At 64.2% G+C, this 23,658-nt stretch carries 17 protein-coding genes; 10 read left to right on the top strand and 7 right to left on the bottom strand.

Features of this window, described 5'->3' with window-relative positions; translation table 11 throughout:
- The first annotated feature begins 289 nt into the window (after positions 1 to 289).
- From J5J06_19755 to J5J06_19735, 5 genes are all read left to right on the top strand, one after another.
- Entirely contained in the window at positions 290 to 676 is a 387-nt protein-coding gene (locus J5J06_19755) for a hypothetical protein (GenBank protein MCO6439331.1), read from the top strand.
- A 234-nt stretch (positions 677 to 910) separates the two neighbouring features.
- Entirely contained in the window at positions 911 to 2,506 is a 1,596-nt protein-coding gene (locus J5J06_19750) for a VWA domain-containing protein (GenBank protein MCO6439330.1), read from the top strand.
- A 110-nt stretch (positions 2,507 to 2,616) separates the two neighbouring features.
- On the top strand, positions 2,617 to 3,936 hold the full coding sequence (locus tag J5J06_19745; protein MCO6439329.1) for an MFS transporter: 1,320 nt from the start codon (positions 2,617 to 2,619) through the stop codon (positions 3,934 to 3,936).
- 98 nt (positions 3,937 to 4,034) lie between these two features.
- Positions 4,035 to 6,725: a pyruvate dehydrogenase (acetyl-transferring), homodimeric type gene (aceE, locus tag J5J06_19740; GenBank protein MCO6439328.1), complete on the top strand. Its 2,691-nt coding sequence runs from the start codon at positions 4,035 to 4,037 to the stop codon at positions 6,723 to 6,725.
- A 43-nt stretch (positions 6,726 to 6,768) separates the two neighbouring features.
- Positions 6,769 to 7,308 carry a cob(I)yrinic acid a,c-diamide adenosyltransferase gene (locus tag J5J06_19735; GenBank protein MCO6439327.1) on the top strand — a complete coding sequence of 180 codons (540 nt, stop codon included), beginning with the start codon at positions 6,769 to 6,771 and terminating at the stop codon, positions 7,306 to 7,308.
- 66 nt (positions 7,309 to 7,374) lie between these two features.
- Here the strand turns inward: J5J06_19735 and J5J06_19730 are convergent, their stop codons facing one another.
- Entirely contained in the window at positions 7,375 to 8,349 is a 975-nt protein-coding gene (locus tag J5J06_19730) for an alpha/beta hydrolase (protein MCO6439326.1), read from the bottom strand.
- A 260-nt stretch (positions 8,350 to 8,609) separates the two neighbouring features.
- On the opposite strand from J5J06_19730, the gene J5J06_19725 reads away from it, so the two are divergent.
- A complete protein-coding gene (locus tag J5J06_19725) occupies positions 8,610 to 11,846 on the top strand; it encodes an O-antigen ligase family protein (protein MCO6439325.1) in 3,237 nt (1,078 codons plus the stop codon).
- Positions 11,847 to 11,848: 2 nt separating this feature from the next.
- Here the strand turns inward: J5J06_19725 and J5J06_19720 are convergent, their stop codons facing one another.
- The 5 genes from J5J06_19720 to J5J06_19700 form a co-directional block, all read right to left on the bottom strand.
- Positions 11,849 to 13,051, bottom strand: coding sequence for a tetratricopeptide repeat protein (locus J5J06_19720; GenBank protein ID MCO6439324.1), 1,203 nt, complete (start codon positions 13,049 to 13,051; stop codon positions 11,849 to 11,851).
- Positions 13,029 to 14,915, bottom strand: a complete 1,887-nt coding sequence (locus J5J06_19715) for a hypothetical protein (protein ID MCO6439323.1) — start codon at positions 14,913 to 14,915, stop codon at positions 13,029 to 13,031. The genes J5J06_19720 and J5J06_19715 overlap by 23 nt, the downstream gene beginning before the upstream one ends.
- Positions 14,916 to 15,066: 151 nt before the next feature.
- Positions 15,067 to 15,342 carry a hypothetical protein gene (locus J5J06_19710; protein MCO6439322.1) on the bottom strand — a complete coding sequence of 92 codons (276 nt, stop codon included), beginning with the start codon at positions 15,340 to 15,342 and terminating at the stop codon, positions 15,067 to 15,069.
- Between the two features lie 78 nt (positions 15,343 to 15,420).
- Positions 15,421 to 17,004: a hypothetical protein gene (locus J5J06_19705; GenBank protein ID MCO6439321.1), complete on the bottom strand. Its 1,584-nt coding sequence runs from the start codon at positions 17,002 to 17,004 to the stop codon at positions 15,421 to 15,423.
- A gap of 138 nt (positions 17,005 to 17,142) precedes the next feature.
- Positions 17,143 to 18,891, bottom strand: coding sequence for a glycosyltransferase family 39 protein (locus J5J06_19700; protein MCO6439320.1), 1,749 nt, complete (start codon positions 18,889 to 18,891; stop codon positions 17,143 to 17,145).
- Positions 18,892 to 18,997: 106 nt separating this feature from the next.
- On the opposite strand from J5J06_19700, the gene J5J06_19695 reads away from it, so the two are divergent.
- Entirely contained in the window at positions 18,998 to 19,759 is a 762-nt protein-coding gene (locus J5J06_19695; protein ID MCO6439319.1) for an MBL fold metallo-hydrolase, read from the top strand.
- Between the two features lie 39 nt (positions 19,760 to 19,798).
- Here J5J06_19695 and J5J06_19690 read toward each other — a convergent pair whose 3' ends face one another.
- A complete protein-coding gene (locus J5J06_19690) occupies positions 19,799 to 20,107 on the bottom strand; it encodes a hypothetical protein (protein MCO6439318.1) in 309 nt (102 codons plus the stop codon).
- 547 nt (positions 20,108 to 20,654) lie between these two features.
- Between J5J06_19690 and rimO the strand changes: the two genes are divergently transcribed.
- The 3 genes from rimO to J5J06_19675 are packed head-to-tail and all read left to right on the top strand — an operon-like array spanning position 20,655 to position 23,541.
- Positions 20,655 to 22,079 carry a 30S ribosomal protein S12 methylthiotransferase RimO gene (gene rimO / locus J5J06_19685; GenBank protein MCO6439317.1) on the top strand — a complete coding sequence of 475 codons (1,425 nt, stop codon included), beginning with the start codon at positions 20,655 to 20,657 and terminating at the stop codon, positions 22,077 to 22,079.
- On the top strand, positions 22,076 to 22,696 hold the full coding sequence (pgsA, locus tag J5J06_19680) for a CDP-diacylglycerol--glycerol-3-phosphate 3-phosphatidyltransferase (protein ID MCO6439316.1): 621 nt from the start codon (positions 22,076 to 22,078) through the stop codon (positions 22,694 to 22,696). The genes rimO and pgsA overlap by 4 nt, the downstream gene beginning before the upstream one ends.
- Entirely contained in the window at positions 22,693 to 23,541 is an 849-nt protein-coding gene (locus J5J06_19675) for an undecaprenyl-diphosphate phosphatase (GenBank protein ID MCO6439315.1), read from the top strand. Before pgsA ends, J5J06_19675 begins: the two co-directional genes overlap by 4 nt.
- Positions 23,542 to 23,658: the final 117 nt, after the last annotated feature.

The raw sequence follows: 23,658 nt of genomic DNA, 5'->3' as shown, positions 1-23,658 counted from the left end.
CCATCCGTAACCGACAATCGAAATCAGCACGGGGGAAAGGGGGCGGTGTGTCCCCGGCCCGCTCGCACGCCCGACCACAACGAATCAGCCCGTCTCATTCGACAACTCATGAAATATGGCGGCTAAGTTCAGGATCGTCTGGTCAATCGTCACATGGACAGTTGGAACTGGCCTCGCCATTTCTTCATGCGCGATGCTGGTCGCTTCTCATACGGGGTGGTTCGGTATGGGGTTTCACGTACCTGGAACCTGCAACACTCGCGCATCTGGCTCCAACGGAATACTCCTCTTGAGTTTCGAGTCGATGGAGCCTGCCGATCTGCTTGCGGTAGAATGGTCACTTATCAGGGCCCGCGCCCACAAGGGCAGATACTACTACTTCTCGTACGACCGTAGTATCACCACGCCCCCTGGATTGCCTAGATTCAGTTGGAACTACGGCAACCGCTTCATCCAATTCGGGCTTGGTCAATCTGGAAAGGTTCGCAGTTGGTCGGCAACCGTGCCGACCTGGCTACCTGCATTCCTCGGCGTGCTTCCGCTGCTCTTTCTCGCATTTAGTGCAATCCGCCGCCGCCGGATCCCCCCCGGCCACTGCCGCAAATGCCGCTACGACCTCACCGGCAACACGTCCGGCATCTGCCCGGAATGTGGCACGCCGATCCGGCCGGTTTAGGGGCGCTCACATTACGACGCCATTTGGCGCGATCACCCTGCGCGTTATTACCTATGGAGGGACCGGCAGCGCTTGCCGCCCCCGGACCCCGTTTGACCGTCGCACCCTCTGCCGTGGCACGGAACGCGACGGGAACCGCGTCTCTGGATCGGACAGTCTCAACGACGTAGCATTTTCCGGCGCGTCGTTCTTGCTGTGTGAGGATCATTCCATCCACAAATCGGGAGGCACTCCATGCTTGCGGCGAGAGGACGGTTCACTCTTCACCATGCCCAGCGCGATACGCACTGCTTTTTGAGCGGTTGTTCGATGCGGTATTTCGTCGCACCCGCGTCCCTGGTCGCGGTTTCGTGTTTTCTCATGTTCCTTTCGGGTTGTCCGGCCGCGCCGTTCAGCGACCTCGGCGTGACCGGCGGCGGACAGCAGGACCTCGCCTCGGCGCGGCTGGCCATCGAAGCAGGCGAGGTGCCCGATCCCGATGCCATTACCGTCGAGGGACTGATCTCCGAGCACAGCGTCCCGCTCGAACCGCCGGCCGACGCGGGCCTGCTCTACGCCACCGTGGGCACCGCCTGGAACCGCGACTTCGACGCCTTCACTCCGCTGGTCACCGTGCAGATCGGATTCGGCTCCACGCTCGACCTCGAGGACTTCCAGCGCCCGGACCTCAACCTCTGCATCGTGATCGACCGCAGCGGCTCGATGGGAGACGACATCGAGAGGCGCACCGACGCCACAAAGCTCGACGCCGTTAAGATTGCCATCGACCGGCTGCTCCCCCACCTGACCGCCGACGACCGCGTGAGCATCGTCGCGTTCGACACGGGATCGCGTCTGGCTCTGGAAGCCGCCCGCGGAAACGACTACGACGCGATCAAGGCCGCGCTCGACACCATTACCGCCGGTGGCGGTACGGACCTTGTCCCCGGTCTGGCCCGCGGCTACCAGACCGTTCTCGCCCACGCCAACGACTCCCGCAGCGACCGCGTCCTGCTCTTCACCGATGCCCAGTTGCGGTTCCGCCAGGAACTCGCCGCGCGGTCCTTCATCAACGAGATCAGCGACTATGCGGACCGCGGCATTGGCACGACGGTTTTCGGCGTGGGCAGCGACTTCGGTGATGAGATCGTCTACGACATTTCCCAGGTCCGCGGCGGCAACTACTTCTTCCTCGGAAGCTACGAGCGTATCGTCTCCGTGTTCGACGAGGACTTTGACCTGCTCGTCACACCCGTCGCCTACGACGTGGAGATGACCGTGACGATCCCGGCCGCGTTCGACCTGGCCGGCGTGTACGGACTCCCCGAAGAATTCCAGGCCGCCCGCGAATTGACGTTGAACCTGCCGACGTTGTTCTTCAGCCGCCGCCAGGGCGGGGGCATCGTGTTCGTCCGGCTTCGTGGTGGATCGCTGGTGGACTTCACGCAACCGATCACGGCCGCGACGGTCGCTCTCTCCTACAAGACACCGGATGGCAACACGGTCACGCCCGCGCCGCTCGCGGCCGAGTTACCTGGGGAACTGAGCGAGGACGCCGATCCGCCGTACTTTTCCAGCAGCGGCGTGCAGCGCGGTGTATTGCTCCTCAATACGGCCCTTGTGCTGAAGGGAGCTTGCGAGGACATCTGGGGCGACTACTACTCCGGCAGCTACTACTGGTACTACTACGGCGATCCCGACCGGGCGGCTGAACGAATCAGCGAATTCCTGCCCTATTTCGACACACTGGCCGAGGGGCTCGACGACCGCGCCGACGAAACCTCCCGGGGATTGTCCGATGAGCGTGCCCTGCTCGAGCGGCTGCTGCAGAACGTGAGTCGCTACCGCTGACGCGGACTTATGGAATTGGCAGCCGAATCCATGCAGCGATCGCAAGGCCACCTTGCGCGGTCGGCGCGAACGTTGCCACGAAACCGGCAGGCGACTATCACCCATGACATATGAACTTCGCCTTCGCATTCCGCGCCCTCCGGCATCGCAACTACCGCCTCTTCTTCGCCGGGCAGGCGATCTCCTTGATCGGCACGTGGATCACGCGCGTCGCCCTCGGATGGCTGGTGTATCGCCTCACGGGCTCGGCGTTCATGCTCGGACTGGTGAGCTTCGTGAGCCTCGTGCCCACACTCCTGTTTACCCCGGCGGGAGGCATTGCCGCCGATCGCTGGAACCGCCATCGCGTGCTGATCTGCACCCAGCTCGGCCTCATGACCACCTCGCTGGCGCTGGCCTTCTTCGCCCTTCGGGAGACGATCACCGTGTACCACATCGTGGTGCTCGGCGCACTCCAGGGGCTGGGCAACGCCTTCGACATTCCCGCCCGCCAGGCGTTTGTCGTGGAAATGGTCGAGGGGCGCGACGATCTGAGCAGCGCCATCGCCATGAACTCCATGATCTTCAACAGCGCCCGGTTGATCGGCCCCTCCATCGCCGGTGTGCTGGTCGCGCTGTTCGGCGAGGGTCTTTGCTTTCTGATCGACGGGATAAGCTTCCTCGCGGTGGTATCGGCGCTGGGAGCGATGCGCGTCCCGCCGCGGGAGGCGCCGGAAACGCACCCGCATGTTCTGCATGACCTGCGCGAAGGGCTCTCGGCCGCATTCGGTTTCGCCCCCATTCGGTCGATTCTGCTGCTCACCGCGCTGACCAGCCTGGTGGGCATGCCCTACGCGGTGCTGATGCCGGTTTTTGCCGACCGCATCCTGGGCGGTGGTGCCGTGACACTGGGATTTCTCATGGCGGCCTCGGGCGTTGGAGCGCTGCTCGGAGCGCTGGCGCTGGCCATGCGCAAGAGCGTGCTCGGATTGGGCCGAATCATCGCCGCCTGCTCCTGTCTGTTCGGTGTTTCGCTGATCCTGTTCGGGCTGTCGCGCGTTCTCTGGCTATCGCTGGCGCTACTGGTTCTGGCGGGATTCGGCATGATGGTGCAGACCGCAGCAAGCAACACGGTGGTGCAGACCATTGTCGATGACAAGATGCGCGGCCGTGTCATGGGGTTCTTTGCGATGGCGTTCATGGGCACGATGCCGTTCGGCAGCCTGATCGCCGGCACACTTGCCCGCCACTTCGGCGCACCGGCGACGGTTATGCTGGGGGGCGTGCTGTGCATCCTGGCGGGACTGCGCTTCGGAAGCCTCCTTGGACGTTTGAGGCCGCTGGTTCGACCCATTTACGCGGCGCAGGGGATTTTGCCGCCGCTGGCGGAGGGTGTGGGGAGCACGGCCGGTATCGCGGCGGAGCAGGCGCCTTCCGGCCAACCCGGATAAACAGAAATTGTCACTGCCTTATCAGCGTCTTAAGGTCGGCGCGTTGCAGTGCTGCTGACCGTAGCAAGAGAATAGGTCCTGGAGTAAGCTGCCCCGCTATGGCCGAACAACCGATTCAGGATATCGACAGCGTCGAAACCCGGGAGTGGATCGAGTCGCTGAAGTCCGTCGTCGAGACGTCGGGGCGACAGCGGGCCCGGTTCCTGCTGGGAAAGCTGATTGACTGGGGGAAGCACCACGATGTGATCGCCCCCTTTACCGCGAACACGCCCTACGTCAACACGATCCACGCTTCACGGCAGCCGGAGTATCCCGGCGATCGAGCCATCGAGCGACGGATCAAGAGCCTCATGCGCTGGAACGCGATGGCCATGGTCGTGCGCGCCAACCGCAAGTCGGCGGGGATCGGCGGGCACATCTCGACGTATGCGTCGAGCGCGACACTGTATGAAGTCGGCTTCAATCACTTTTTCCGGGCGAGCACCGAGGATCACGCCGGCGACCAGATCTTCTTCCAGGGTCATGCGTCGCCGGGCATTTACGCGCGGGCCTACCTGGAACGCCGGATATCAAAACACTACCTGCACAATTTCCGCCGGGAACGGGCCGAAGGCGGCGGGCTCTCCTCCTATCCGCACCCCTGGCTGATGCCGGATTTCTGGCAGTTTCCCACGGTCTCGATGGGACTGGGTCCGCTGACGGCCATCTACCAGGCGCGTTTCAACAAGTATCTTCAGGACCGCGGCCTGGCGGACACGAGCGGCTGCCACGTCTGGGCATTTCTCGGCGACGGCGAAATGGACGAACCGGAGGCGCTTGGTGCCATCACCCTGGCATCCCGCGCCCAGCTCGACAACCTCATCTTCGTGGTCAACTGCAATCTTCAGCGCCTGGACGGCCCCGTCCGCGGAAACGGAAACATCATCCAGGAACTGGAGGGAACGTTCCGCGGTGCGGGATGGAATGTCGTCAAGGTGCTCTGGGGGGAGGACTGGGACCCGCTGTTCGAGGCCGACACCGAAGGCGCGCTCGTCGACCGCATGAATGAGACGATCGACGGCGAATGGCAGAAATACACCGTCGAGCCGGGGGCCTACTCGCGAGAAAGGTTTTTCGGCAAGGATCCCCGCCTCACCAAGTTGGTCGAAGATTACACGGACGAGCAGATTCGCAAGATGCGCCTTGGCGGTCACGATCCGGTCAAGGTTCATGCCGCATATCGCGCGGCCGTGGACCACCAGGGAAGACCGACGGTCATCCTCGCCCGGACGATCAAAGGCTACGGGCTGGGCGAAGCGGGCGAGGGACGCAACGTTTCGCACCAGCAGAAGAAGCTGGACATCGAAGAACTGCGGCACTTCCGCGACCGCTTTGACATTCCCATTCCCGACGTGGAACTGGAGGAAGCGCCGTTCTATCGCCCGAAGGAGGACTCGGAGGAGACGCAGTACCTGCTGGAGCGGCGCGAGGCACTGGGTGGTTTTGTTCCGCGCAGGCGCGCGCCGGCCCCGCCGGTGACGGTGCCGGCGCCGGAGACCTTTGACGAGTTCCTGAAAGGCACCGGCGACCGCGAGGCGGCCACGACCATGGCCATGGTGCGGATGATCACGCGCCTGCTGGACGACAAGGAGATCGGCAAGCTCGTGGTCCCTATCGTTCCCGACGAAGCCCGCACCTTCGGCATGGACGCACTGTTCCGCAAGTACGGCATCTATTCGCACGTCGGGCAGCGCTACGAGCCGGTCGATTCCCACCTGTTTCTCTACTATCGCGAGAGTCAGGACGGGCAGATTCTGGAAGAGGGTATCACCGAGGCGGGGTCGATGGCCTCGATGAATGCGGCGGGGACGGCCAACGTCACCTTCGGCATCAACACCATTCCCTTCTTCCTGTTCTATTCCATGTTCGGCTTTCAACGGATCGGCGATTCGATCTGGGCGTTTGCGGATGCGCGCGGGCGGGGGTTCCTCATCGGCTGCACGTCCGGCCGGACGACGCTGGCGGGCGAGGGCTTACAGCACCAGGACGGGCACAGCCATGTTCTGGCGAGCACGGTGCCCAACGTGCAGTGCTATGACCCGGCGTGGGCGTACGAACTGGCGGTCATCGTGCGCGACGGCATCCGCCGCATGTACCATGAATGTGAGCCGGTGTTCTATTACATCACCGTGGGCAACGAGGTCTACACGCATCCGCCCATGCCTGAGGGCGTGGAGGAGGGCATTCTCAAGGGTCTCTACAAGTTTCGTCCGCACGAGAATCCCGGGGACAGGCCGCGCGTACATCTGTTCGGCAGCGGGGCGATCCTCCGCGAGGCACTGGCCGCACAGACCTTGCTGGATGAGAAATTCGGTGTCGCCGCGGACGTATGGAGCGCGACCAGCTACCATCAGTTGCGTCGCGATGCCCTGGCGTGCGAGCGGTGGAACCTGCTGCACCCGGACGAGCCCGCCAAGGTTCCGTACGTCATTCGTCTGTTGAGCGACGAGCCCTGGCCGGTCGTCGCCACAAGCGATTACCTGAAGCTTCAGCCGGACATGATCGCCCGATGGATACCGAGCGGGCTGCACTCGCTGGGAACGGACGGTTTCGGCCGCAGCGAAGCCCGCAAGGAACTGCGTGATCTCTTCGAGATTGACGCCCGCTATGTCGCCCTGGCGGCGCTTCAGGCGCTGGCGCGAAAGGGCAAGTATGACACGAACAAACTGAAGGAGGCGTTCAAGACGCTGGAGCTTGATCCGAACAAGGTCGATCCGCTCGAACCGCCCGGCCCGGCGATCCGGGAGTAGCCTGGAGTCGGTCCTTCCGCGGCGGAGGGCACGTTGGTCAGGAATGAAACTCTACACACGACAGGGTGACGACGGAACAACGGGCCTGTTCGGCGGCACGCGCGTGGGCAAGGATCATCACCGCGTGTGTGCGTACGGCGAGGTGGATGAGCTGAATTGCTCGCTGGGCCTGGCCGGGGCGGTCTGTCGCGACCCGCAGCTTCTGGAGAAGCTGCGGCGTTTGCAAGCCGACCTCTTCGTCGTGGGAAGCGAACTGGCCAATCCACAGGGGCAGGGCGCGACGGTGGCGATCACCGAAGCCGACATTCAGCAGCTCGAACGCTGGATCGATTCGTGCAGCGAGGCGGTCGAGCCGCTGCGCAGTTTCATCCTTCCGGGCGGAGGGGCGCTGGCGGCGCGATTGCACTATTCGCGCGCGACGTGCCGGCGCGCCGAGCGGGCCGTGGTCGTCCTGACTCACACCGAGCCCGTGCGCAAGGAAGTGCTCATCTACCTGAACCGGCTCGGCGATCTGCTCTTCGCGATGGCCCGCCTGGCCAACAAGCTCGAGTCGATCGGGGATATTCCCTGGCAGCCGCGATAGCAGGTCATCCATTCGCAAGACGCGCATAGGCACGTGGCACGCGGACGTTCTTGCATTCGACGTGGCTCAACTCGCTCCTCGGGCCGAAATCCAGTCGGCCAGCAATGCGATCTCGTCATCGCGGAAAAGGGCGTGTCCGTTTCGGCCGAAAACGAGGATCGTGTAGTTGGATTTCTCCGGATCGAGCCGCTGCTGAATCCGCTGTACGCTCTTGGCAACGCGGATCTGCGTGTCGTTGCCGCCGTAGATGAACATGACGGGGATGTGGAGGCGTTCCCAATAGGGCATGGGGTCGTAGTCTCCGATGGCGCGGAGGAAGCGCCAGGCAGACGAATCGGGATTGGACGGAAATCCCTCCACGACGCGTTTGCCCGCCAGCGGTCCGGATCGGGCGTCACGTAACGCGGAATCATAGGCGCTCCAGCCTTCGGAGGTCTTCGCGTAGCGAAAGCCGAGATCATTGATCTTCCTGACCAACGCCTGCTCTTCCGATGAGAGCCCCTCGCGCTCCGCCATGAGCATGACCTCGTCTTCGATCTGTTCGACGATGGGCACGGAGGAGCCGGAAACGCTCACCGCGAAGGCGATGCGCTTGGAGCGGGCGGCAGCAGCGGGGACGATGTGTCCTCCCTGGCTGAATCCCATGAGTCCAATGTTCGTCTTGTCCGTTTTGGCGTGTTTGGAAAGAACGTCGGCGGCCGCGACCGCATCGTCGGCAAGTTCCAGAAAGCTCGCGGTGTGCCAATCGCCACCCGAGTCGCCGGACCCGCGCTTGTCCGGGTGGAGAACGGCAATTCCTTTTGCAACCAACGCTTCGGCGTACGCGGAGGTCCAGGGATTGGAACGGTCGCTCGTGCCGGATCCATGCACGAGCACGACACCGGGAAATGGCCCGTCGCCGGGGGGCAGCAATATGGTCCCCGCCAGTTGGATCGAACCGCTCGCAAATGAGATGTTTTCGACGATCGGCTCCGCGGCAGCCGCGGCACCCGACACCCATCCGACAACCAAGCTGAGGAGGATCGCGTTCTCTCGCATCATGACCTGTTTCCCGTGGAATTGGACAAATCGATTTGCCCGATCCGGTTGACCGGCGGCCCGATGACCCGACGGTCCGTCATGGGCGACGCAGAGTCAATTCCACAAGTTTCGCAAGATGTCGGAAATTGCAGGCGTCTGGGCGTAATGGAGCCGGCCCAAGTGGATTTGATTTTGGTGAACCTTGGGCGATGATGAGGCGTCTGAGACCTCGCAGGGTGCGTTGCGGTGTCTGCTGCGGTAACCGGACCTGAGTCGAGCCCATGATGGAAGCCCCCAGACCCAACATTGACTCCGCGCGAAAACCACGTTTTCGCCCGTTGACACCGCTTTCGGTCGTGCTGATTGCACTGGTCCTGGCCGTGGTGGGCGGCGGCTCCTTCCTGCTCAGTGCGGCGGAGTCCACGACGCTCGTGGATGGCGCGGTTGCATGGAAGGTTACGTCTCCCCTCCGGGCCGTCGTGCAATTGCTTTGCCTGAATTACGCCGTGCCCACGCTCAACGCCGGCGACGTGAAGATGCTGATCCTCGGCGTGGGTGCGGGCGTGGCGGCACTGGTGCTTGCGGTCGGCGCGCTGGCGCGATCGAGTGAGAGCCTCAGTCCGGCGCTCCCGGTGGCGCAGCCGTCCGACCGTGCACGTGGCGGGCAGCCGTGGCTCGGTATCGCCCAGGGACTGGTCCTCGGTTACCTGGCGTGGTCGCTGCTGAGCGGTCGATGGTCGGACGCGCCGGAACTCGCCCTGGGGACGAGCCTGCTGCTCGCGATCCAGTTTCTGTGGGCGTTCGCGCTGGGATGGGGACTGAGTGCCCGCGGAGCCCGGATTGCGACCCGCCTGCTCGTTCCCATCGGGGTCATCACGGCGCTGCTGGCGGTGTGGTACTTCTACGGGCGGAATCCGAACCTTCGCGCCAAATTCCCGTTTGGCAATCCGACGTTCCTGGCGGCGTGCCTGATCCCCGGCATCGTGATCGGCCTGGCGGTGGCGATGGAAGGCGTGCAACGTGCCCGCCGGGTGCATGCCGCGGGCGGATTGGGAATGGCCATCGCTTCGCTGGCCGGCGTGGGCCTGATGCTGTGGGCTTTTTTATTGGCGCAATCGCGCGGGGCGATGCTCGGATTGGGCGCCGCACTGGCCGCGATTGTCGTATTCAGCGCGCGCGGCGCGTGGCGCTGGATCGCATCCGCAGGTGCGATCGGACTGGTGGTCGCCGGTGGATTGTACTTTGCCAGCGCAGGCGGCGATCTCCACGGCCGCAGCGCCTCGACCCGTCTTCGATTGCACGCGTGGGAGTACGCACTGGCGATGTTCGAAGAGCATCCCGTGCTCGGGTACGGCCAGGGGGGGTTTGTCCTGAAGGGCGACTCTTTCGTTCCGCAGGACATCCTGACGGATCCGGAGGCATTTCAGGGTCGTCTGGCCCATGTGCACAACGAGTGGCTGGAGGTTCTGGCCGATCTGGGAATCATCGGTTTGCTGCTGATCGGCATGTCGCTGGTGTTCAGCTTAATTGCGGGCCTGCGTACGGCGGATGCGTCGCGGCAAGGGAAGGCGACGAATCGCCGGTCGCCTCTTGCTGACAATACTGTGGCACCGGAGAGCCCCGACGCTGCTGCTGAGGCAGCTTCCGCGGGGGCCGCATCTACTGCCGCCGCCCGACACGTCGTGAATGGCCCGGCGTTGGACTGGCCGATGATCGCAGCGATGGCGGCGCTGGTGGGTCTGATCGTTGACGCCGCATTCGGCGTGGGCCTGCGCGTGTCCGGCGTGCCGGTCTGGTTCTACACGCTGCTGGGACTGATCTGGGGGATGAGCAGTGGCGGTTCCGCAACGATGCTCGATCGCCTTGCGTCGCGCAGCGGAGCGCGGCTGGCGACCGCGGCCGTCGGAGGTGTGGCGGGGCTCCTGGCGATGGTCCTGAGTCAGCAGGATTTCGCCGCCGCGCGGAAGAGCTATGAAGTCGAGCAGCGCCTTGACGAAGGCAACTTCGAGGAAGCCGTCGAGCTTGCCGCCGGGGCCGTGTATCGCCTCAATGCGCAGCGCGGATTGACGGCGCTCTACCGACTGGCGGAGGCGCACATGCTCGTGGCCCGCAAGCTCCAAGGGCGTGCCGTCGATCGGGAGTCCCGCGCTCAGGACGCGGGGGCGCTGGAGGCTTCGCGGCTGCTGCAACTGGCGGGCGGAGATCGGGACGCTGCGGCATTCCATTGCGCAGAGGCCAGCGCGGCGCTGATCGAGCTCGTGGCGCGGGCGCCGGGGTTCCTCAACCAGGGGCGGGTGGAGTATGAAATCAACCTGATCCTGGCCGACAACGCCGCAGCGCGAGGCGATCGCAAGCAATTCGCACTCGCGATGGAAAACGCGCATGCCGCCATCGAGCGCGAGCTGCGCCGCCAGCCTTTCAACCCCGAAGTGGCCTATGACTTCGTGCGCAGCAGCGATCAGGACACGCCGCCGCTGGAGGTAGCCGTCGTTCTGGCCCGCCCGCTTCGTTACAACATGATCGGTCCGGACCACGTCGACGCGATTAACGGGCTCAGCGGGCAGACCGAGTTTGAGAAGGAAATGACGGAATTGGCGGGGCGGGCGGTCACACACGTGGAGGAGTTGGTGCAAACGCCGTCCGGAGAGACCGTGCAGGAGTCGCCCGCGGAAACGGAGGCCCCCGACACGGAGGCTGGTGCGGAGGGATCGCGTCTGGCCCGGAGTTGGCCGCGGTGGACGCCGGAAATCCTGCGCTTCGTGGCGGCGATGAAGTTCTTCAAGGGTGAGTACGACGTCGCAGCCTCGCTCCAGCGATCCGCGTTGGAGGCGTATGCCAAGCTCGGTCTGACCACGCTCGGTCGCGCGGCCGGATTTGCCGAGCTGGCCGACAGCCTGTTCTTCAGCAACCCGCTCGAGATCGGTCCGGTGCTCGAGGCGGCGCAACAAGCGGAGGAGAGCGCTCCGCCGTCGCTGCCGGGACGAAACCTGGTCAAGGCTGTCGAGGAGCGACGTATCACGTACGAACTGGCGGGAGGCAACGAAGACCGGGGCATGGCCTCCCTTCGCGGACTGGCTCCGCCCGGCGTACCCGAGGCGGCCCTCAAGCAGGAACTGGGGCGGCGTTATCGGATGATGTGCGAGTCGATTCTGCGCCGGCGGGAGGCGGTGATGCTTCGCCGGCCTGCCAACGAGCTGATCCCGCGCATGAAACAGTGGATCGCGCGATCGCTCGAACTGTCACCGGACGATCCGGTCACGTATTACCTTGCGGCGGACCTGGCGTTTCATGAGGGCGAAGATGAGGTCGCGGCGGATAACCTCATGCGCAGCATGGATCGGGGGCTCGCGCCGGAAGCGGCACTGCAATTCATCGATGTTGCCCTGGAGCGGAAGCCCGACAGCGCTGCGATGAAGTCCCTGAAGGATGTTCTGGTGAAGCGGCTGTCCCCGCCCGAGGAGGAGCCGCTGCCCGAAGCGCAGAGGCCCGCGGCACCGAAACTGACGCCGCCTGGATGAGGCTATCCGAGCGAATGCAGGGCGTCGGCCGCCCAGACGCACCGGGGATCAAGTTCCAGTGCCTGCTCGAACTGCCGTCGCGCGGCATCGGTGTCGCCGAGCTTGATGAGCACTTCGCCGAGCAGGCAGCGGACGTCCACGTCCTCGGGCCTTTCCACGGCGAGGTCCTTCAGCAGGCGTGCGGCCGAGTCGTTCTCGCCGCGCTTCCAGCGCACCACGGCACGGACGAAGCGGACCTCGGGGCGATGGCCGTCGTAGCGCTCGGCGGTGGTCACGGCTTCGAGTGCCGTCACCATGTCATTTGTGGCCAGGGCCGCCTTGGCCAGAAGGAGCTGCGCGGCGGTGTCGGAGGGCTCCCCGCGAACCTGATCCTCGAGAACCTCCTTGGCCCGTGCCGGATCCTTCAGCTCCAGGTAGCAGGCAGCCAGCCCGCGCCGCGCCGACGATTGGAGAGACTCTTTCGGCCCGGCATCGAGCGCTTGCGTCAGATAGGGAATGGCCTCCGCACAGCGCCCGGCGCGAGCGAGCAGCAACCCGAAGTTCTCGGCCAGCAGGGCGTCGTCCTTCACGGAGATCCCCGCCCGGCGGTATCGATCCAGGGCCCCGTCACGATCACCGAGCAACAGGGCGATCTGCGCGGCGAGCGATCCCACGGCCGTGCGATCGTCCAGCTTGTCGATCGCGCTGTCGAGAGCGTCCAGAGCCTCGCGCTCCTGCCCGACGGCCACGAGGCATTCCGCCCAGGCAATGAGGTACTCCTCGTTATGCGGCTCCATCTGTGCCGCGGACTCATAGTGCGGTAGTGCCTCCTTGATGTCACCACGTTGTTCCAGGATGACGCCGCGCGTGTAGCTGAGCGCCGGCGACGCGAGCCCGGCGTTCTCCGCGATGGAGACGGTCCGCTCCGCCGAGACGAGCCGGCCGAGCTCCAGTTGTGCCCTGGCGAGCAGGACGTACGTGGCCACGTGGGACGGATCGAGGGCGAGCGACTCCGTCGCGGTGCGCTCCGCATCGGCGAAGCGGCCGCCGTCAAACTGCTTTTCGGCAAGCTGCAACTGGATGCGCCCGCGGACGCGGTCCCAGCGCTCCTCGGCCTTTGCGGCATTCTTGTTGAAGGCCGCGCAGCCGTGGAGTACGCCGAAGCATCCAATCAGCGAAAGAAGCACGAGTGCATGGCCGATGCTACGGCCCGACATCGCCGTCATGGCTTTCCTCCCTGGGGGTACCGGCGGTGACCGGGGGTCGGCCGAACATCGCCGGGGGTTCCCCGCGCTCGTCGCGAATCAGTTGGTAGAGGAAGCTGCGCGTGGCGGTTCCCTCGGCGTCCCAGTCGCGTTCACAAAGGATGCGTTCGCGCAATTCAATGGCGGGCAGGTATCGATTGCTATTGGAGAGGGAGAGATTCGCATACCAGAGGGCACGATCCTTCTTGCCTGCGTCGAAGGCCTCCACGGCGAGGTTATACCAGGCGTGTGCCATGCGATCGCGCCCGTGCCACATGAGCCCGCGGCGCTGGCCGATGCGCATGCGCTCGATGTCCTCTCCCTGGCGGCGTGAGGCCTCGGCGTACGCATCCTGGTCGTGAATAACGTTGATGGTCAGCAGGATGATGACCTCTTCCCGCGCGGAAGAATCGTTGTTGGAGCGAAAGAGCTGGCCCAGGATGGGAATACTGCCCAGGAGCGGCACCTGATTGCGGGCATCGGTGGTCACCTCGCGGAAGAGCCCGCCGATGAGGATGGTCTCCTTGTCGCGAACGAGAACGTTCGTGGTTACTTCGGTGGTCTGTTCGGTGGGCAGCCCCTGCGCGTTGACAAACCCGACACTGTCTTCGGGGTGGAGCTCGACGCGGATCCAGCCGTCGTCGCCGATAAAAGGCCGAAACACCAACTGCGTACCGGTCTCAAGGAACTCGACCGTCTGGATGGCTTGGGTTTGCGTGACCGTGGTGGTGAGGTAGCCGTCACGCCGTCCGACGATGACCTGGGCCTTCTGCTTGTTCAAGGCCAGCACCTTGGGATTGGCCAGAACGGTGGTGTCGGTGTACTGCTCGAGGGCCCTTACGAACACGGCCACCTGATCCTTCAGGATGCCCACGGAGATGCCGCCGGAGGGAACGTCGCCGGCGAAATCGGTGCTGACGTTGCTGTTGAATTTCTCGAATCGGGCCGTGGGCAGTTGCCCAAGGGTCAGGTTCTGAATCCCGCGAGACGTCGCGCCGAGCAGCTCGAGGTCGACGCCGCCGAGCATGGTAAAGTCGATGCCCAAGGCGTTCTCGTCACTGAGGTTGGCGCGCAGGATCGTCGCCTCCACGAGCACTTGCCGCGGGCGAACATCGAGCTGGTGGATCAGCGATTCGACCTGCTCCATCACGGAGGGCGGCGCGGTCACGACCACAAGGTCCGCTTCCGCCCAGGCGTTGCCCTCGGTGGAGCTGCCGCCGCCACCGGCCACGCCCGCGGAGGAGGGCGGCGAATTGACGACCGAGCCGGTTTTTTCCAGGAGGGGGTCCAGGTATGCCTTGGCGTCGGACGCGGATAGGTAGCTTAACCGGAAGACGCGGGTCACGGGCGGTTCTGTCCTGGCGGCGTTCATCGCCTCGAATTCGGACTTCGTGTAGACATAGACGAAGTTCCCGCGCGTGGCGTAGGTAGCGCCGTTCGGGCTGAGCACGGCCTCCAGGGCCTCGTCAAAGGTTACATCGAAGAGATTGGCCGTAACCGTCCCCTTGACGTTGGGTGAGGCGATGATGTTTCGACGGCTTTGCACGGAGAGCAGTTGAAGGACGGTGGAGAGCGGGACGCCGGCGACGTGGAGTTGAACATTGCCGCGATCGTTGATCGAGACCTCGGGAACCGATCCCGGAATGGGACTGTCGTCGTTCGACGCATGCCGGTCAGCCGCGGCGGAAACGCCCGGCTGAAGGATTGCCTGGAGCAAATCGCCGCTCAATCCAAGCGGGTTGTCCGGGCGATCCGTCTGGGCCGGGGCGGACGTCGCAGCCAGGACGACGGCCAGCGCGCAGGTCGAAAGCTGCCTGCGCGGCGGAAGGAACGGTAATCGGTGCACGTGCATGTTCGCCATGCTTGCTCAGCGGCGCCTCAAGACGAATCCCGACTCGCTGGCGACGAGGATCGCCGTGGCACGCTTCGGCTGCCACGAGGATCGGCTCGCGCCGGGACCTGCGGCAGCGGCGCCGTCGTAAGCATGGCGCATGCCGCTAGTTATCGGTACCGGTGTTATCGGCACCCGCAGCACGCACGTTGAACGTGTGCGTCAGGAGGATTTGTCGAATCTCGGTAAGGAGCTGGTTCGTCTTCCGGGTCTCCTCGAGGAGCTGCATGCGTTGGGCCCCGGCATCGGGAATCTGTGCCACGGCCGTGGGAGCCGAGATTATCGGTCCCAGCCAGACCCGGATTAGCGTGGCCAGGACGAATCCGACGAGTAACATCCGCGGCCACCCGCGCAGCGAGAAGGCATTCCGTCCGGTTTCCATTTCTTCTTCTCCAGAAAGGAATAATGCGTCGTGCGATGCCCCCAGTTCCATTAACCGGCCCGGTCCGGCGGTGCTCTCTCAAGCCCGGCGCCAGTGCAGGAGCCTGGCGCGGGCTCGCAGCGCTGCGATCCGCGCCGGCCAGGCGGACTCGGAGCGCACCAATGCTGCGATCACGCCCGCGATCGACATCAACATCACGGGAGGGAGCATGAGTTCCAGGCGCGTATTCGCCACGCGAGCCCAGAGCGGCTCCAGCACGCCAATCACCAGCGCGGTCAGAAGGAAACCCCGGACGAGCATTCGGCGATCGACGGCATCGGAGTGGGCCGCGCCCGAAAGGAAAGAGCGGCGCATTTGCAGGAGGTCGATGCCTGCCGCGGAGAGGCCTGCGGCAATCAGTGCAACGAGGGCGCCGGACATCGTGCCCGAGGCGTGAGCCGCCCGACCCGATATGAGCGCCGCGAGAATCGCCAGGGCCGCGCCCACTCCGCATCCCCACCCGCAACGCACCGGCGCGTTACCGATCGCGTCATCTCGCCCAAGCAAGACGAATTGGCAGGTCAGAACCGCAAGCAGCGCGGCGCCCACCGAGAGAATCAGGATCTCGCCGGGCACCGGCCAGCGCGTCATTGTGGCGATCATCCACACCGCGGCGCACGGGGGTCCGACGATTCCGACGGTCAGCCACCGGCGCCGTCCCTCGCTGTAGGCGGGCAGCGCGATCCGGGCAAACGTGGACTGTTTGTCGTTGGCTTCAAGGGCAGGTCCTGATGCCACGCCCGCGGATACGATGGCTCCAAGAAGCAGAACCGCCGCCGCGGCCAACGGGAAGATACCTGTATCGGCCGAGACCAGGGACATGGAAAGAACGCCCACAAGCGCCCCGACCAGGAACAGCCACAATGTTGCACCGCGGCGCTGATCCAACAAGCGATGCACGAGTGAAATGAGCGTTCCAACCAACAGGCCCTGCGGCAGCAGCATGACGATCGCCAGCACGATGTGAAGCATGTACAGCGGCAATGACGACCAGACGAAGTGCGTATGCAACGACGTGTAGACCGGCAGCGCCAGCCGGAGTTGCGAACGAACGAGCAGCATGCCCAAACCAGCAAGAAGCAGAACGACGGAAAGCGACGTCCACAACAAACGGGCATCGGGCGCGTTGACGCGAAGCATGAGTCGGGTCACGCCCCTGGACGCGCGATCCGGCGCCTGGGCCCTCCAGATGCGCCGAAATCCCCACAGGATCGTCCGCCCCGGGATGCGCATGCCCAGGGCCAGCGCAACCAGAATACCTACCGCAACCAGGCGCGGTGCAAACGGTCGAGGTGCCACCAGCGCGGGCAACAGACCGCCGGCGGCCAGAACCAGGCAGGCCGTCGCGGCGCCGACGAGCAAGGCGATCCCCATCGCAAGATAATCGTGCAGCGAAGCGATGCGCTGACCTGAGCGCGCGGCCGTGACCGCACGGAAATCTTCGGAAACTCGGGGCGGATCCGGCTCAAAGCGCCGCGGGGCAATGGTGCCAGTGCCGGGCGCCAGCCTTTCGGACGGTGCGGGGCTCCCCGCGCGTGGCGAGCCGGGAGCTCGACGCGGTCGATTCGGACGAACGCGGCGCTTTCGCCGGCCAGTGCTGCGCGTATTGGGGCGTCGGGACATGTCACGGGCCTCCTGCCCGTTCGCCGCAGGCGTCTCCAAAGACCATGGTTTGCGGGACCGGAGCGTACGCCTCCATGCCAAGCGGTTCAGAGGCGATTACAGGCGATCAAGGCGTCGCGGTCAAGATTGCCGGCAGAATCACTGCCGCGGAATTGGAGGAAGCTTGACGCACCAGCCGCCGATGCTGCGGCGGTCCCAGTTCCAGTCGATGTCGGCGATAGGCTCCGTGGGCAGCCCCCTGGGGGGCAATACGAGCATGATCACTTCGCCAGTGCAGTCGCCCAGATCGTAGCCAACGGGCTCGCCGTAATGCTCTTTCAGGAACTCGGGCCAGCCCGGTCCCGGGGCGAAATCGAACAGCAGGAGGATCAGGCGAGGTGGATCGGCCCGGAGTTCATCGAGGAGGATTCGCCAGCGGCCGGGGGCACCCTCGCGGTTGATGTCCAGTCCTGTGGCCATCGTGTAGCGCGAGGCACAGCGGCGGTCGGAATAGTAGTAGATGCACGCGTCGTTGCTGAAAACGAAGATCTTGTCATCGGGCAGTGTTGCCCGGGCCGCGTTTTCCCCCTGGGCCCGGCTCCAGAAATCCCGCGAGTTGTACCGCTTGAAGGTGATGCCGTAGAGCGACTGGCTTAGATAATGGTTGTATTGGGTGGTCAGCGCCCAGGCGGGAATCACCACGTAGAGCGCCATCGCGATCCGATGCCAGGGTCCCGCGAGCTTGCGCAGGGCGCTCTGAAGCGCAACGACCCCACGATCGGAGATCAGACCGGCCGCGATCGCCCCCACCGGAATCATCAGATAATAGTAATGGGGCCAGAACTTGCCGGGCATGCACACCGCCACAAAAGACGAAACTGCCAGCAACAACAACGCGCCGTAACCGCGCCTCCGGCCGGAGGCGACCGCGATCCCGATCCAGATGACTGCCGCCACCAGCGCGGCCCACACGGGTAAAGCGCTTTGAAAAGTGAATGGATGAGGGGGGTGGAAGAACGTCGCGAATCGCGAGAGGAGTCCGCCGCTGTCGTCGCTGTAACTGAGGTTGAATAGGAAAACGGCGTCGATGAATTCCTCCCACCGGCCGGTAAGACCAAAGTACGCTCCGGTGAGGATCCAGATGGCCAGGGGACCTAGACCGAAGAGCAGGATGGATGAGACGACGTTCGTGACGTTCGCGCCGTCGCGTTGTTCTCGGGTTCCGCGCCCGCGAAACGCGGCCACACCGCCGACCCAGAACGCCAATGCCAGCCATTGCGCCGCGACGACGGTCTTGATCGTGGACGCCAATCCGAGCGACACCCCTGCGGCAAGCAACAGCGCGGCACCACCCGCGTTCTTCGAGCCCCACCGCAGCGCCAGATACCATGCCGCGAGAATCAGGGCGTTCATGTAGATTTCGCGGTTGCAGCCCTCGCCGGCCGTCCCCGGGTCAGAAGAGACGATGGCGAACACCAGCGCCGCAATCACCGCCGCCCACGACGAAGCTACGCGGCGCGTCACGCCGAAAACCAGAACCATTGTCGCCAGGGAAAAAATCAGGGATAGCGATCGAAAGACCTCGGGATGATCGCCGAACAAAGCGATGGTGCCCGCCACCAGGGCGAACACGCCCCACGGCTGGTGGTCCCAGACATCGACGTATAACTGTTTGCCCTCCAGCAGGCGGGCGCCGATGTAAGCGTAATTGCATTCGTCAGCTTCGAGGGGGAGCAGCCAGGCGTGCAGGCGGAACGCAACCAGCACCGCTGCAACGACGACGAGGACGACGTACTCCCACCCCCGGACTCGCGGAGCACGCGGCTCGCAAAGCGGTACATCCGGTTCCTGCGGCGCGGGCTGCGCGGCGGTGGGCGGCAGGGCAGATGATGCGTCGGACGGATCCATTACGGATCATCGTATCGCTGATCGGGCTGCCGCGTCAGGTGCGGCAGAGCACGTCGATTCCCGCCGCGACTGGCAAGCACACGCCAAGGCCTTACAATGCCCGGCCGTGCTGACCTTCTCACTCCAATCGGGCTCCAACGGCAACGCCATCTACGTCGAGGCGGGCGGCGTGCGCCTGCTGTTCGATGCGGGCATCGCCGGGAATACGGCCGAGCGTCGCATGGCCGCCCACGGGCGGGACATCCGCGAAGTCGATGCCCTCATTATTTCCCACGATCATACGGATCACATCCGATGCGCGGGCATTTACCAGCGGAAATTCGGCCTGCCGATCTACATTACACCGCAGACGCAGCGCGCAACCTGGTGCAGATTGGGGCGGCTGTCCGACGTGCGTTACTTTCAATCGGGCGACGTGCTGGAGTTCGGTGACGTCCGCGTGCACACGATTCCCACCGCACACGATGCCGCCGACGGTGTCGCATTCGTCATCGAGCATGAGAACCGTCGTTTGGGAATCCTCACCGATCTGGGGCACGTGTTTCCGGGGCTTCAGGCGATCCTGGAGTCCGTACACGGCGCATACCTGGAAAGCAACTATGACTGGGACATGCTCGAATACGGGAGTTATCCGTGGGCGCTGAAGGAGCGCATTCGCGGAGGCCGCGGGCACTTGTCCAATGACCAGGCGGCCACGATGCTCCGTGCCTGCGGGCGGCGTCTTCCGGCGTGGGTGGCCGTCGCTCACCTCAGCGCCGACAACAATCACCCGGACCTGGCCATGGGCGCCCAGCACGCGGCCATCGGACGCTCGTACCCGGTGCATCACGCTTCACGCTACGAAGTCTCGCCGATATTCGACGTATGATAACGCGGCGGGCTGGGGCTTGGGGTTCTCCCGCAGTGCCTACACGCGAAAGGGATCATCCCGATCGTCCTCGTCATCGGGGTCGTCGGCGTCGTATTTCCACCGGTCGGCGTCCTCGGCGTCTTCGATCTCGCGTTCGACATGACGGAATAGCTTCTCTTGAAGCGGCGCGAATCGGCGATACATGGCCAGGGTGGCCTCGTGGGAATCGGCAATGGACTGCAGTCGAACAAGCTGCCATTTGGCAAGACATTCAGGTTCTTTGATGGTGGCGAATGGGTCGCACATCAGGCGCGGCTTGCCGTCCGCTCCGCGATGGAAATATTCACATGTTTCACACTGGATCACGGTCGGTGAACCTCCCGCCCTGCCGGGACGTAGAAGAAAATAGGGAGACGAGATGTCCTGGACATTTCACAGCCTAGGAGCCGGAAACGAACTCGGCAACATTTGATGCGCAGTTTTTGCCGAATGCGTTTTTTGCAAAGATTACACTTGATTCACGACGCAATCGCGGGCATGATCTCGTCTTAACAACCAACGTCCACTTACCGACCCGTCCCCCCATGGGTCGGTTTCCCCCAAGGCCCGGTCCACCCCACCGGGCCTGCTTTTTTGGGCGACACCGGGAAAGCTGATCAGGTGCGCAGGGCCGTTATCAGGTGCGGGAGTAATGCCACTGTCCTGTCACCGCGACGGGCGCACACCGGCCGGTCGTCGAATCGTGTGGTATCGCCCTCCGTTGCGGCACCGACCGTTTCCATGCTGAAAAAGGCGTTGGGCGTGGTCGCCATCGGAATCCGCAGTTGCCCCGCCGCCGGACGCCCGTTGCGCGCCTCCGGACGCGTTTCCCCCCGGAGGGGGCATCGGTTACACTGGTCGGCCGGGAAATTACATGGCGAAACACCGCAGAAAATCAGATCTTCCCCCCCGCGTGGCCTTTGTCTCGCTGGGTTGCGCCAAGAACCTCGTCGACTCCGAGAAGATGCTCGGGCAGCTCGTCGAGGCCGGCTGCCTGCTCACCGGCGACGAGAGCGAAGCGGACGTGCTCGTGGTGAACACCTGTGGATTCCTGGACGCCTCACGCGTCGAAGCCGACGAGGTCATTGCCGAGGCACTGGCCCGGAAAACCGATGGGAGCCTGCGGCGGGTGGTCGTCGCGGGGTGCCTAGTGCAGCGTGACCAGCAGGCAATCCTCGACCGGCTGCCGGGAGTCGATGCCCTCGTGGGCGTGAACAACCGGGATGACATCGTTCGGGCGGTTCTGGGGCATAATGCTGACGGCTCCCCCGGCAACGGGCGACGGCAGAAGCGGCGTGGCGCATCGACTCCCGACGTATTCCTGTCCGACTACCATCCGTTCGTGCAGTTGGATACCGCCCGGCTGCGACTCACCCCGCAACACTATGCGTATCTGCGGATCAGCGAGGGCTGCGACCAGAAATGCACCTTCTGCACGATCCCCGCCATCCGCGGGCGGATGCACTGCAAGCCGCCTGAAGTCGTCCTGCACGAAGCCCGGGAGCTGGTCAGCGACGGCGTCGTAGAAATCAGCCTGATCGGGCAGGACACCACCAGCTATGGTCTTGGCGAGGACGCCATCGAAGGAGGGTTGGCCGGGCTGCTACGGCGCCTGAACGACGTCGACGGGCTGGCCTGGATCCGCCTGATGTACGTGTACCCGTCGGTGTTCACGGACGAAATGATCGACGCCATCGCCGAATGCGAGCGCGTCTGCAAGTACATCGATATCCCCCTTCAGCACATCAACGATCGGGTACTCAAGGGGATGCACCGCCGGGTGGACCGGCGGACGACGGAATCACTGCTGGAGCGCATCCGCGAGCGGATTCCCGGGGTGTCCGTCCGTACGACCATGATCGCCGGATTCCCCGGGGAAACCGAGGCCGAGTTCCGGGAGCTCGTGGATTTCATCCGCGACTTCCGCTTCGATGCGTTGGGCGTCTTTCCGTATTCGCTGGAGCCGGACACACCGGCCGGTCGAATGAAGGAGCAGATATCGGACAGCGTCAAGCAGGATCGCGTCGAGGCGTTGATGCTCGCCCAGCAGGAGGTTGCATTCGCCCTCGCGGAGGAGAGAATCGGGCGGGAATTCCCCGTGCTGGTCGATGAGTGTTTGCCGGACGGGGCGTCGATCGCCCGGCATGAGGGTCAGGCACCCGGGGTGGACAGCATCACCCGCCTCGTGGACAGTGACGCCCGGCCCGGCGAGTTTGTCGAGGTTCGATGCCTGAGGCGAGCGGATTACGATCTGGTTGCCCGGCCGCTGCAGGTTAAATTGCCCGTCCTGAGCTCATGAGCGCTTCGCTGAACCTGCCCAATCGCATCACGCTCGCCCGCCTCGTGCTGGCCATCGTCTTCTTCATACTTCTGGCGCAATACAACCACCGTGAACCGAATCCGTGGATCCTCGACATCGCCACGGCGCTCTTCATCGTGGCCGCCGCGACCGATTTCCTTGATGGTTACCTCGCCCGCTCGCGCGGGGAGGTAACACCACTGGGTCGCGTGCTCGACCCCTTCGTGGACAAGGTGCTCATCTGCGGCGCGTTCATCTTCTTTATCGGGAGCAATTTCGTCGGGGTCGATGGCCGCAACGTGACGGAAATGGCACCGTGGATGGTCGTGGTCATCGTCGGTCGAGAACTGCTCGTCACCGGTTTGCGGGGCTTCAGCGAATCCATGGGCAAGTCCTTCGCCGCCTCGCTCCACGGCAAAATCAAGATGTGGATGCAGAGCATCGCCGCGCCGACCGTTCTCCTGCTGGTGGCTCATGAGCAGACGTGGTCCGCCGGCGAATGGGCCACATGGGTCAAGCGCATCGTGGTTTGGCTGACGGTGCTGGTTACGGCGCTGTCCACACTCCAATACCTCGCCCGGTCCCGCGAGTTTCTCACGCAGGGCCAGTCCCGGTGACCGAGCTCACCTTTACGCACGCGCTCATCCTGGGTGTCGTCCAGGGTCTGACCGAGTTTCTGCCGGTCAGCAGCAGCGCCCATCTGGCCATCACCCAGCGGTGGATGGGACTCGACCCGGATTCGCCCGGATTGCTCCTTTTTGACGTCCTGGCCCATCTGGGCACGCTCGCGGCCGTTCTGATTGTGTTTCGACGTCCCATCCGCCTGTTCCTCCGCGCTGCGATTTCGGGCAATTCGACGCCCGACACGCCCGATCGCCCCCGGCGTTCGAAGATTGCGTTGCGCCTGTTGACTCTGGGAATTGTTGCGTCGATTCCGACGGCGATCATCGGATTGGTTTTCAAGGACGATCTTGAAGCGGCGTTCGGCAAACCGTCCTGGATCGGCGGGGCGCTGCTGGCAACCGCAGTGTTGTTGGCGCTCACCGCAGTCGCTCCCCGTCCGCGCCGAGGATGGCGGTCCTTTCGCGGCTGGCAGGCGGGAGCAGTGGGTGTCGCCCAAGGGGTGGCCATTCTGCCGGGTATTTCCAGAAGCGGGGCAACGATCTGCACGGCGCTGTTGCTGGGCCTGCGTCCTCGCTGGGCTGCGGAGTTCAGCTTTCTGATCGCCGTGCCGGCCATTGCTGGGGCGTCGCTCATCAAATTCAAAGATACCGTCAGGTTACCGGCCGAGGAGCTCGAGGCCCTTGCATGGAATCCGATTCTGCTGGGCGCGGGCGTCTCATTTCTGGTCGGTCTGGGAGCGCTGCTCCTGCTCCTGGCGGTCGTCCGCCGGGCGAAGCTTCATTATTTCGCCCCGTACTGCTTTCTTCTGGGCTTGTTGATTCTGATGGGTATCCTCTAGCCGGCAGTCAGTGCCCCAGCGGCAGCGCCGGACTTCGCGTACCTGTTGCCTGAACTGCCTCATGGACCTACGGTTGCCGGGATGGACCGGCGCGACTGAACTTCCGGTCATTCCTGC

This window comes from Phycisphaerae bacterium (assembly GCA_024102815.1).
In the GTDB taxonomy this organism is placed as follows: Bacteria; Planctomycetota; Phycisphaerae; order UBA1845; family UBA1845; genus JAGFJJ01.
Note: the sequence above shows the minus strand (reverse complement) of the source record. Positions and strands in the feature narration are given on the sequence as shown.

What these genes read in the sequence shown, in the direction of transcription:
- J5J06_19750 (MCO6439330.1), top strand. Translation starts at nt 911, where the DNA reads ATGCTTGCGGCGAGAGGACGGTTCACTCTTCACCATGCCCAGCGCGAT.
- J5J06_19745 (MCO6439329.1), top strand. Translation starts at nt 2,617, where the DNA reads ATGAACTTCGCCTTCGCATTCCGCGCCCTCCGGCATCGCAACTACCGC.
- aceE (MCO6439328.1), top strand. Translation starts at nt 4,035, where the DNA reads ATGGCCGAACAACCGATTCAGGATATCGACAGCGTCGAAACCCGGGAG.
- J5J06_19735 (MCO6439327.1), top strand. Translation starts at nt 6,769, where the DNA reads ATGAAACTCTACACACGACAGGGTGACGACGGAACAACGGGCCTGTTC.
- J5J06_19730 (MCO6439326.1), bottom strand. Translation starts at nt 8,349, where the DNA reads ATGATGCGAGAGAACGCGATCCTCCTCAGCTTGGTTGTCGGATGGGTG.
- J5J06_19725 (MCO6439325.1), top strand. Translation starts at nt 8,610, where the DNA reads ATGATGGAAGCCCCCAGACCCAACATTGACTCCGCGCGAAAACCACGT.
- J5J06_19720 (MCO6439324.1), bottom strand. Translation starts at nt 13,051, where the DNA reads ATGACGGCGATGTCGGGCCGTAGCATCGGCCATGCACTCGTGCTTCTT.
- J5J06_19710 (MCO6439322.1), bottom strand. Translation starts at nt 15,342, where the DNA reads ATGGAAACCGGACGGAATGCCTTCTCGCTGCGCGGGTGGCCGCGGATG.
- J5J06_19705 (MCO6439321.1), bottom strand. Translation starts at nt 17,004, where the DNA reads ATGTCCCGACGCCCCAATACGCGCAGCACTGGCCGGCGAAAGCGCCGC.
- J5J06_19700 (MCO6439320.1), bottom strand. Translation starts at nt 18,891, where the DNA reads ATGGATCCGTCCGACGCATCATCTGCCCTGCCGCCCACCGCCGCGCAG.
- rimO (MCO6439317.1), top strand. Translation starts at nt 20,655, where the DNA reads ATGGCGAAACACCGCAGAAAATCAGATCTTCCCCCCCGCGTGGCCTTT.
- pgsA (MCO6439316.1), top strand. Translation starts at nt 22,076, where the DNA reads ATGAGCGCTTCGCTGAACCTGCCCAATCGCATCACGCTCGCCCGCCTC.